We start from the raw sequence: 11691 nt of genomic DNA, 5'->3' as shown, positions 1-11691 counted from the left end.
TGGTGGATAAAGAGCTTTTTGTTGCTTCTGTCGATAAAGGACTTTTTAGAATGGATGGTTCCCGAATTGCAAATCCAAAAGGCTGGAATATTTTAAAGAACACAGTCGTTCATGCAATCGAAAAACACAAAGGCAAAACTTATATTTTTACCCAAAAGAAAGGGATTTTTATTGTAGAAAAATCAGGTTTGATTGCCTGGAATAATCCTTTAAACGAAACATTAAAAGTAAACGGAATCAATGTCGCGAGGTTTTATTAAAAATAACAAATTAGTTATCGGAACCGGAAACAAAGGAGTTTATATTTATGATTTTAATTCAGAGACATACAAAAATATAGACCGAAATAATGTGTTGATGAACAACTCAGTTCTCTGTATTGGCTTTGATAAAGAAAATGATTTATGGCTTGGTCTGGATAACGGTATAGCACACGTTGAAGTGAATTCACCCATATCTATTTTTTATGACAATTCAGGAATTTTAGGTTCGGTATATTCCGTTGCAACCACCAATAAAGGATATTTAATTGCTTCAAATCATGGTGTTTTGAATTTGATTCAGGTAAATTCAAAATGATGCCCAATACACAAGGACAGGCCTGGAATATTACTAAAATTGAAAATAAATACATCATTGGACATAATGACGGAACTTTTTGCTATGAAAATGGTTCTTTAGTTAAAACAAATAATATTAGCGGTGGCTGGAATTTATCAAAAAGCAGTATTAACAATACTTGTTTTCAATCTACTTATAGTGGGATTTTGGCATATGATGATATTTCAAAATTAAGTGATTATAAAAAAATTAAATATTTCAAAGCCTATAAAATATGTAGCTCAAAATAAAAAAAATGAAATTTTTGCTGCAGATAATTATCGTGGTTTATATCGTGTTGTGTATAGTGATGATTATCAGACTAAAAAGGTTGAAAATATCACCCAGCAGAGTAAAATACAAAATGATTTTGGGGTTAAGATTTTTGAATTTAGAAATGAAATTTTGTTTCTAATTGATAATTCATGGTTTACCTATAATTCAATTACCAATAAATTGGAAGAAAATGAATTGTTTAATACTAATTTTAAAAATATAACAGATGTAGTAGCAATTGATGAAAATCATTTTATGGTACTTCAGGAAGGTATTTTGTACCATATTTATGCTGTCGAAAATAAATTTGTCTGGAATATTATTCAGGAAAAATATTACAAAGGAAAACTCATAAATGACAATTTAAGGATTTTTAAAACTCAGAATCACTATTTACTGAATCTGGATGACGGATTTATTTCTCTTCAGCTTAAATATGAAAATAAGCAAAATACACATGTTAAAATTGAAGCATTTAATAACGGAATACTGCTTCCCGATGATTCTAAAATTAAATACAATACCGAATTAAGAATCAATGTAATATCAGGAATTTACGGAGCCAGTAAGCCTAATTTATTTTATAAAATCAATAAAAGTAATGATTTTGTACCCATTTCCGATGGCTTAATTGTACTGAATAATCTAAGTAGTGGTAATCATACCATTGTCGTTTATAAACATGACGGAGCCAATTATGATAAGGTCTGTAATTTCGATTTTAAAGTAGCCGAGCCCTGGTATTTTTCTGTTTGGATGATTTTATTATATCTCTTATTAGTAGGGACAGTTTTGTTTTTTTATTATAAGTGGAATAAATTTCGCTATATGCAAAAACTGGAATTGCAGGCAGAAGAAGAAAGACATCAAAGGAAAATTCTGGAAATGGAATTAAAGGCCGAAAACGAACTCAATATTCAGGAATACGAAAAACACATTCTGGAACTCGAACTGCAAACTAAATCATCTGAAGTTGCCGGAAAATCATTATCTATTGCCAAACAAAGTGAAATGATTGAAAATATTCAGAGTATTCTGGATTCTGAAAAAGATTTTAATAAACTGAAAAGTGAAATTAAAAAAAGCAATTAAGATCAATGAAGTCAATAAACATGAATGGGAAATCTTTGAAACCAATTTGAATCAGATCCATAATGAATTTATCATTAATCTTTCGAAGAAATTCCCAAACCTGACTCTAAGGATATTAAGTTATGTAATTTATCTAAAAATGAATCTTTCTTCTAAAGAAATTGCACCGCTAATGAACATATCATTCAGAGGTGTTGAACTACACAGATATCGTCTAAGAAAGAAGTTTAAATCTGTCTCAGGAGGATAATCTTTCTAAGTTTTTATTAAGTCTGTAAGATTTTGTTTTATTTTTTATACAAATACTATTTTTTCAATCCTTTTTTTAACATTATTACAATACATCATTACTACATCATAACATTATGTTGATGAAATTTATTTAATAATTAAGTTGTTGTTTTAAAAGGTTTTAATTGTATTTTAAGTGTGTGTGATGTGGTTGTGTAGTAGTACTATATGATGTACTCAAACGTTGTAATTGTTTAATTTGGCTCTACTAACTTAAACGATTTAAACTGTATGAAAAATTTTATTTTTTAGCTTTCTGGCTCTTTTGCTTTTTACCGGCTTATATGTCGGGTCAGGCAATTAAAGGAAAAGTAATAGATAATAGCGGAATGGGAATCCCCGGAGCAATTATTAGTGCCCCCCAATCCAAAACTACCGCCGATGCTGATTTCGACGGAAATTTTACAATTAATGCCAAACCAGGTGAAATTCTAAAGATTTCGATGCTGGGCTTCGATGCTGTTTCTGTAGCAGCAACTTCCGGTTTAATGACAATTACTTTAAAAGAAGCTGGCGATACTGCTTTAAAAGAAGTAGTAGTAATTGGATATGGTACCAGAAAGAAAATTGACAATACGTCTGCCATTACTTCATTAAAAGCAGAAGATGTTACAAGAACAAAGGTATTAAATGCTTCTCAGGCTATTCAGGGGAAAGCAGCAGGGGTTCAGGTAACTTCTTCAGATGCACCAGGGAGTACACCTTCTGTAGTCATTAGAGGTTTGGGTACTGCATTAGGAGGCAGAAATCCTTTATATATTGTTGATGGTATGCCAACAGAAAATATCAATAATATCAATACAAATGATATTACTTCTTATGAAATCCTAAAAGATGCTTCGTCCCTTGCTATTTATGGCACAAGAGCAGCAAATGGGGTTATCATTATTACTACTAAAAAAGGTAAAGGAGATAAAGTTTCTGTAGAAATTGAAAGTTTTGGCGGTATCAGAACACCCCTTAAGAAAGTAAAGATGGCAGATTCTAATCAATATGCAAGCTATTCTAACGCCTCTTTAGGCACAAACAGATTCTCTACCAATCAGCCTGTTAATACAGATTGGTTTGATGAAATTACAAGAACGGGTACTTATACTCAAAATAATATTTCTATTTCCGGAGGTTCAGAAAGTGTTAAATACTTTTTCAGCGCAGGTAACTATCAGGAAAAGGCGATTCTTAACGGCTTAGATTACAGCCGTACAAATTTTAGAAATAATAATGAATTTAAACTTTCTAAAAAAATCACTTTAAATCAGAACTTTAGCTTTACATCGGCTAATTCTACACCAAAACCATTAAGCGCATTTACAAATGCTTACAAACAGTCATCAATTGTGCCGGTGCGTTTTGCGAATGGTCAATATGGTGCTCCTTTTGCAGATGCAAGCGGAGTGGCAAGCTCAACAGGTACTTCATTTAATAATGTTGGAAATCCTGTATCACAATTAGATTTTTATAATGAAGAACAAAGAAGTATTACCCTTCAGGGTGGTTTGAAACTGGATTATGAAATCTTAAAAGGCTTAAAGTTTACTTCACAATTTAATGGGGAATACTATACCTGGAAAAATTATAATTTCGAGGATACTAAAAATGTTTGGTTAGCGGCTAATCCAACCCGTAAAGATGCTGATTATTCAAGTACTGATCCTATTAATTTATTAACGAGAGGCAGAGAACAGTATTTTAACTGGAACCTGTCTAACTATTTTACTTATAATAAAGTATTTGCTAATGTTCACGATGTAGAATTAACAGCAGGTATTGAAACTTCTGTAAAAGGTCCAAGAGAAAAATTAGTAATCACCAGAAAAAATGTGAGTCCTGATTCTAACTATTGGTCTTTATATAATGCGACAGATGCAGAAGGTGTTGATTACTCAGGTACTGTTACAAATTTACAGGATATTGTTTTCAATGAAAGTAAATTAGCATCTTATTTTGGACGTTTCCAATACAAATTAATGGACAGATACTTAGTAACCGGAACTATTAGACGTGACGGATCTTCAAATTTTGCAAAAGATTACCGTTGGGGAACTTTCCCATCTGTAGGTCTTGGATGGATTATGACTAAAGAAAGTTTTCTGACAGATGTTAAAGGAGTTGACTTAATCAAATTAAGAGGTAGCTGGGGTAAATTGGGTAACCAAAATGTACCATTAAACAGTCAAAGTTATAATTCGGGTTTAAACAGTTATTTAGGAGGTTCAATTTTATATGAAGGATCAAGTATAACTTCTCAAATTGACCCGTCTTTAACATGGGAAATTACTGAAGAGGCTTCTGCAGGTGTAGATTTCGAACTTTTAGGCAACAGATTAAAAGGATCTTTCGATGTTTATGACAAAAATACAGATAATGTAATTTTATATGTAAAACCTTATCCAACTTCTGGAATTACAACGGCTTCTCCTTCTCATGTTGGTGAAGTTTCAAACAAAGGTTTTGAAATTGCTTTACGTTGGGATGATAAAATTAATGACAATTTAAGCTATTGGGTTGGTGGTAACTTCTCACACAACAAAAATGAGCTTACAAGCTTAAAAGATGTTTCATTATCTCAGGTTATTGGAGGTAATTTAGGAAATGGTCAGGACACCAAATTATTATACAACAACTCAATTGGTCAGCCATTAGGTAGTTTTTATCTTTATGAATATGCAGGTGTAGACCCGGCAAATGGAAACATGCTTTATTACGATTTTACTGGTGCTAAAGTAACTCAGGATGCTTTATCTGCAACAACTGATAAAAAATACGCTGGTTCAATTTTACCAAAAGCAAATTACGGAGTTTCTTTAGGGCTTGTTTACAAAAACATTGATTTTTCAGTTGACGGATATGGGACTGGCGGAGCAAAAGTGTACAATGGTAAAAAAGCACAGCGTTTTGGAGGTGAAAACATCGAAGCTTCTATGACAAATGATTATTGGACGGCAACAAATACAACATCTCAGAATCCAGCACCATTTAATATTGTTCCGGTTGCTTCAACTTATTATATGGAATCTGCAGATTTCTTCAGAATCAACAATATCACTGTAGGGTACAAACTTCCTCTTAAAGAAGATCAATTTATTAGTTCTTGCAGAATTTATTTTAATGCAATTAACCCGTTTATTACACAGAAGTATTCTGGTTTTTCTCCTGAGTTAAATGGAGATGGTAATCCTTATGGAACACAAGGTGTTGAACTGGACGCTTACCCAACATTAAGATCATTTGTAATTGGTGCTAATTTAAAATTTTAATATTATGAAAAAAATATATATATCAATCTTCTTGTTATCGGCATTAACTTTTACAGGATGTGCAGATGATTACCTGGATGTTAAACAAACTGAGACTATTTCTACAGATGATATTGAGTTATTTAACAACGACAGCGGAGCAAAAACCTTTGTTACCTCAATTTACAGTAAGTTTTTAGATTGGGACATGAGTTCATTCGGATGGATTGGCTTGGCAAGTATTACATCTGATGATGCTGATAAAGGTTCCACTCCAAGTGATACAGGTACTGATAAAGATGTTTTGGACGCCTTAACTTATAATGCATCAAATCCATCTGCTGAAAGTACTTTTAATGCAAACTATGATGGAATCAATAGATGTAACCAGGCATTAGCGATTCTTCCTAAATTAGACAAAGCGGATCCTGCATTAAGAGAAAGGTTAATGGCTGAGGCAAAATTTTTAAGAGCTTTCATGTACTTTACTTTAGTAAAATGTTACGGAGGAGTGCCAATTGTAGATCACGTTTCCAGTATTCCATTATCAGCAGAAGATAAAGCAATGCAGTTAACTCGTAAAACAGCTGCTGAAGTGTATGCTTTTATTGAAAAAGATTTAACTGAGGCTGTAGTGGTTTTACCAAATAAATCTGAATATGCTGATTCTGAAAAAGCCAGAGCTTCAAAAGGAGCAGCTTATGCTTTATTGGCAAAAGTAAGTCTGTATCAGAAAAAATGGCAAGACGTCGTAGATAACTGTAATCTGGTTACAGGATATAGCATATCTCCTGATTATGCTAAAATGTTCAGACTTGAAGGAGAAAATGATGGGGAATCTATTTTTGAAATAAACGGTAATGGGGCAGTACCAACTCGTGGAATTCAAGGATATTCTAATACTCAAGGTGTTCGTGATGCATGGGGATGGGGATTTAATCAGCCTTCTAAAAGTTTAGTAAATGCTTATGAAGCCGGAGATGTTAGAAAAGAGGCGACGATAATTTTTAGAGGTACAACCTTATATGATGGAAGAGTAATTCCAGTAGTTAGTGCAGACGATCCTAATCCGAGATATAATTATAAAGCTTATTCTTCTGCCTATACAAGTGCATGGGAAACAGATGCTAATATTAAATATTTAAGATATGCTGAAGTTTTATTAATGAAAGCAGAAGCTTTAAATGAATTAGGGCAAACTTCAGAAGCAATTCCTTTGTTGAATCAAATCAGACACAGAGCCGGATTAGGCGATACTCCTGCGACTTCGCAGTCAGCGGTTAGAACTGCAATCTGGAAAGAAAGAAGAGTTGAATTAGCTTTTGAATTTGACAGATTCTTTGATCTTGTCAGAACAGGACAGGCCAAAGCTGCTTTTGAAGCAGATAAGAGCGATATTTTCCCTAATGGAAGAGTCTTTACAGAAGGAAAAAATGAATTGTTCCCAATACCGGCATCATTCTTATTACAAGCCAACGGCTTATCGCAACAAAATCCGGGATATCCGAATTAACAGCATTAAATCACTTCCTTCAGATTTTCCGGAGGAAGTGTATTTACCATAATCTTAAATTTTTATAATGATTAGAATTTCAGTTTTATTATTAGTTTTTAGCTTTTTTGGCTTTGGATCTAATTCCGAAAAATCAAAAGAAAATAAAGGCCAAAATACTGCAACTGTAACATTAACAGATGAACAGCTTTTAGATGCCGTTCAAAAACAAACATTCAAATATTTCTGGGATTACGCAGAACCCAATTCAGGATTAGCACGGGAGCGTTACCATCCAGACGGAAATTATCCTGAAAACGATTCAAATATCGTGACCACAGGCGGTTCAGGTTTTGGATTAATGGCTTTGGTTTCGGGTATGGCTCAAGGTTATATTACCAAAGAGCAAGGAGTCGAAAGACTGAACAAAATTGCAGATTTTTTAGACAAAGCAGATCGTTTTCATGGGGCATGGCCACATTGGATTGACGGAAATACAGGAAAGGTAAAACCTTTTGGAACCAAGGATAATGGTGGCGATTTAGTCGAAACTTCATTTTTGGTTGCAGGGATGATTACAGTTCGTGAATATCTTAAAGATGGCTCTGAAAAAGAAAAAGCGGTCGCAAAAAAATACGATGATCTTTGGAAAGGAGTTGACTGGCAATGGTACACCAACAATAAAAATGTATTGTATTGGCACTGGTCACCAAATTACGCATGGCAGATGAATTTTCCATTACAAGGATACAATGAGTGTTTAATCACGTATGTGATGGCTGCATCTTCACCAACTCATTCAATTGATGCAAAAGCATATCATGAAGGATGGGTCAGAAGCGGTGGAATCGTTTCATCAAAAACAAAATATAATATTCCATTGATTCTAAAACATAACGGAGCAGAAGAATTTGGAGGTCCATTATTCTGGGCACATTATTCTTATGTAGGATTAGATCCAAATCAATTGAGTGATAAATATGCTAATTATTGGGATTTAAATGTAAATCAGACTAAAATCAATTATGAATATTGTGTAGAAAACCCTAACAAAATCAAGGATTATGGACCAAATTATTGGGGATTAACAGCATCCTATTCCAGAAATCCGGACGGTTCTATTGGTTACAATGCGCACATGCCAAGTAATGATCAGGGGGTTATTTCGCCCACAGCAGCCATAAGTTCTATTGTTTATACTCCAAAAGAATCATTGGCTTTGATACGTAATTTATATGAAAATCATAAAAATGAAACCTGGGGAGATGCAGGCTTTTATGATGCAATTAGTTTGGGCAATAAGTGGGTGGCTAAACGTTATTTAGCAATCGATCAGGGACCAGAAGTTGTAATGATTGAAAATTACAGAACAGGTTTATTGTGGAAATTGTTTATGAATGCACCGGAAGTAAAACAAGGTTTGACAAAACTTGGATTCAAATCTGGAAAATACGGAATTTAAATAGTTTTTTCATGAGGTATAAAGCAACATTTTTATTCCTGTTATTTTCAATAGTTGGATTTTCCCAAAGTGAAACAACCGGAAAAATCAATACAGTCATACTATCAAAATATGAATTGGGTTATGCTTTGCATCGTCCAGCCAATCTGAAAGAGAAAAAGCCATTAATCGTTTTTATTTCAGGAGATGGAGAAAAAGGAACTCACATTGAAAAAGTAAAAATTAATGGCCCTTTTAAGTATTTAAAAACACATCAGTTAGATGCTTATGTTTTGGCTCCTCAATGCAAAGAAGATGAAAATTGGGACATTGAATCCATTTATCAGCTTATTGTAAAAATTCAGAAAGAAAACAAAATCGATTCAGAAAGAATATATGTTACTGGTTTGAGCTCAGGAGGATGGGCTTCCTGGAATTTGGCTTTTGCACATCCGGATCTATTTGCCGCAAATGTACCTGTCGCTGGTTTTGTAGATTTAATTCAGTTAGAACACGCTTGCGCAATAGCCAATATTCCAACCAGAATTTTTCACGGATTACTGGATGATGTGGTGAATGTGAATTATGCGATTACAATCTACAAAGAATTGAAAAAATGTAACGGCAAAGATGTAAAACTGACCATTTTTGATGATGCAAATCACGATAGCTGGACAAGAGTTTATGACAATCCCGAAATTTATGACTGGATGTTTAGACAGATTAAAATCAATAAATAAAAATAAATACCACAGAATGAAAAATCGCCATTGTTCCGAACCAAAATAGGAATACACAATGGCGATTATATAAAAATCAATAAATATTTATATATGAAAAATAAATTAGTTTTACTTTTTTTAGGATGCGCTGTTTTGGGTTACGCCCAAAAAAAGAATACTAAAAATGCTGTAAAAATTAAACCAAAGTCGGAGTTTGTGGCAGAGTTAATGTCAAAAATGACTTTAGATGAGAAATTAGGTCAGCTAAATTTACCAACATCGGGAGATATTACGACAGGTCAGGCAAACAGTTCGAACGTTGCAAAAAATATCGCTGAAGGTAAAGTAGGCGGATTGTTCAATATTAAATCGGTTCAAAAAATAAAAGAAGTGCAGAAAATTTCGGTTGAAAAAAGCCGTTTAAAAATTCCGCTGCTTTTTGGTATGGACGTGATTCACGGTTACGAAACCACATTTCCAATTCCGCTTGGATTATCCTGTACCTGGGATATGAATCTAATTGAAAGAAGTGCTCAGATTGCTGCACAGGAAGCAAGTGCTGATGGCATCAACTGGACATTTTCTCCTATGGTAGACATTTCGCGGGATCCTCGTTGGGGAAGGATTTCCGAAGGTTCAGGAGAAGATCCGTATTTAGGAAGCCAGATTGCAAAAGCAATGGTGAACGGGTACCAACAGCACGATCTTTCTAAAAACAATTCCATTTTAGCTTGTGTTAAACATTTTGCCTTATACGGAGCTCCGGAAGCTGGTCGTGATTACAATACAGTAGACATGAGTCACATCCGAATGTTTAACGATTATTTTCCTCCTTACAAAGCGGCTGTTGATGCGGGTGTAGGTTCGGTTATGGCTTCTTTCAACGAAATTGACGGAATCCCAGCAACGGGAAACAAATGGCTAATGACCGATGTTCTAAGAAAACAATGGGGTTTTAAAGGTTTTGTAGTTACTGATTTTACAGGAATTCCGGAAATGATTGAACATGGAATGGGAGATTTACAAACAGTTTCGGCTTTATCATTAAACGCCGGAGTTGAAATGGATATGGTTGGAGAAGGTTTCTTAGGAACTTTGAAAAAATCTTTAGACGAGAAAAAAGTAACAATTGAGCAGATTGATCATGCGGTTAAATTGATTTTAGAAGCAAAATACGATTTAGGATTATTTCAGGATCCGTATAAGTATTGTGACGAAAAAAGAGCAAAAACGGAGATTTTTACACCATCTAGCAGAAAAGAAGCACGTGATATAGCGGCACAATCATTGGTATTGTTAAAAAATCAAAATCAGGTATTGCCTCTTAAAAAATCGGGAACTATTGCCCTTATCGGACCATTGGCAGATGCCAGAAACAATATGTCAGGGACCTGGAGTGTCGCCACTATTGGCGAAAAATGTATCTCATTACTGCAGGGGATTCAGGATGTAGGTGGAAAATCTGTAAAAGTACTTTACGCAAAAGGAAGCAATTTAGATTACGATGAAACTTTTGAAACCAATGCCACTATGTTTGGTAAAACCTTAAATCGTGATGCTCGTCCTAAAGAAGAATTAATTGCAGAAGCTTTAAAAGTCGCTGAACAATCAGATGTAATTGTGGCTGCCTTAGGAGAATCTGCCGAAATGAGCGGAGAATCCAGCAGCCGTACCAATTTAGAAATTCCGCAGGCTCAAAAAGATTTACTGAATGCTTTGCTAAAAACAGGAAAACCTGTCGTATTGGTTTTATTTGACGGACGCCCTTTGGTGTTAAATGATGAAAACGCAACGGTTCCCGCCATTTTAAACGTTTGGTTTGCAGGAAGTGAAGCAGGTCACGCTATTGCGGATGTTTTATTTGGAGACGTTAACCCTTCCGGGAAATTAACTACTACTTTCCCAAGAAGTGTTGGTCAGGTGCCGATTTATTACGCGCACAAAAATACAGGAAGACCTCTTTCGAATACAGAAGGAAAGTTCGAAAAGTTCAGATCAAACTATCTTGACGAAAGAAACGAGCCGTTATTTCCATTCGGATTTGGTTTAAGTTACACCACTTTCGATTATTCAAACCTGAAAATTTCTGCTGATAAAATGAATTCAACCGCAAAATTAAAAGTTACGGTTGAGGTAACTAACACCGGAAATTTTGATGGGAAAGAAACCGTTCAGCTATACATCAGAGATTTAGTGGGTTCAGTAACAAGACCGGTTAGAGAACTAAAAGGTTTCCAAAAAATAGCCCTTAAAAAAGGAGAAAAACAAACAGTAAGTTTTGATATCACTGTTGAAGATTTAAAATTTTATAACTCTGATTTACAATTCGTAGCAGAGCCCGGACAGTTTGAAATTTTCGTAGGAGGAAATTCGGCTGCCGATAAGAAAGTTAGTTTTGAGTTAACTAAATAATTGGTTTGTTATTATTAATTGCCCTTCGTACTGGTTATACGAAGGGCTTTTTTTTAAATCGCAAACAGGTTAAGATTTAAGCGCACAGTCTGTCATTCCGTAGGAATCTCAACACATTGTTTCCTTAAA

Annotated in this window: 10 protein-coding genes; all 10 read left to right on the top strand. The window is 34.4% G+C overall.

Translation table 11 applies throughout. The features are described 5' to 3' along the window. On the top strand, positions 1-260 hold a 260-nt coding region (locus BXU10_RS25395), incomplete at its 5' end, for a hypothetical protein (protein WP_223255525.1). Continuing rightward, the gene (locus tag BXU10_RS25390) at positions 241-579 is read left to right on the top strand and encodes a two-component regulator propeller domain-containing protein (RefSeq protein ID WP_223255524.1); all 339 of its coding nucleotides are present in this window, start codon (positions 241-243) and stop codon (positions 577-579) included. The genes BXU10_RS25395 and BXU10_RS25390, both read left to right, overlap by 20 nt. Next, on the top strand, positions 576-851 hold the full coding sequence (locus tag BXU10_RS25385) for a hypothetical protein (RefSeq protein WP_223255523.1): 276 nt from the start codon (positions 576-578) through the stop codon (positions 849-851). The genes BXU10_RS25390 and BXU10_RS25385 overlap by 4 nt, the downstream gene beginning before the upstream one ends. After that, on the top strand, positions 796-1968 hold the full coding sequence (locus BXU10_RS25380) for a hypothetical protein (protein WP_223255522.1): 1173 nt from the start codon (positions 796-798) through the stop codon (positions 1966-1968). Before BXU10_RS25385 ends, BXU10_RS25380 begins: the two co-directional genes overlap by 56 nt. Beyond that, positions 1946-2218: a hypothetical protein gene (locus tag BXU10_RS25375; RefSeq protein WP_223255521.1), complete on the top strand. Its 273-nt coding sequence runs from the start codon at positions 1946-1948 to the stop codon at positions 2216-2218. Before BXU10_RS25380 ends, BXU10_RS25375 begins: the two co-directional genes overlap by 23 nt. Before the next feature lie 325 nt (positions 2219-2543). After that, complete coding sequence (locus BXU10_RS21255) at positions 2544-5516, top strand: SusC/RagA family TonB-linked outer membrane protein (protein ID WP_078229494.1); 2973 nt, start codon at positions 2544-2546, stop codon at positions 5514-5516. Between the two features lie 4 nt (positions 5517-5520). After that, positions 5521-7008 (top strand): RagB/SusD family nutrient uptake outer membrane protein, encoded by a 1488-nt coding sequence (locus BXU10_RS21250; protein ID WP_078229493.1) that lies wholly within the window; start codon positions 5521-5523, stop codon positions 7006-7008. 67 nt (positions 7009-7075) lie between these two features. Further along, on the top strand, positions 7076-8449 hold the full coding sequence (locus BXU10_RS21245; RefSeq protein ID WP_078229492.1) for a glucoamylase family protein: 1374 nt from the start codon (positions 7076-7078) through the stop codon (positions 8447-8449). An 11-nt stretch (positions 8450-8460) separates the two neighbouring features. After that, positions 8461-9168, top strand: a complete 708-nt coding sequence (locus BXU10_RS21240; protein WP_078229491.1) for a prolyl oligopeptidase family serine peptidase — start codon at positions 8461-8463, stop codon at positions 9166-9168. A 93-nt stretch (positions 9169-9261) separates the two neighbouring features. Continuing rightward, on the top strand, positions 9262-11562 hold the full coding sequence (gene bglX, locus BXU10_RS21235; RefSeq protein ID WP_078229490.1) for a beta-glucosidase BglX: 2301 nt from the start codon (positions 9262-9264) through the stop codon (positions 11560-11562). Positions 11563-11691: the final 129 nt, after the last annotated feature.

The organism is Flavobacterium sp. LM4 (genome assembly GCF_002017935.1).
Lineage (GTDB): Bacteria > Bacteroidota > Bacteroidia > Flavobacteriales > Flavobacteriaceae > Flavobacterium > Flavobacterium chungangense.
The sequence above is the reverse complement of the archived record's forward strand: the minus strand, read 5'-3'. Positions and strand labels throughout refer to the sequence as shown.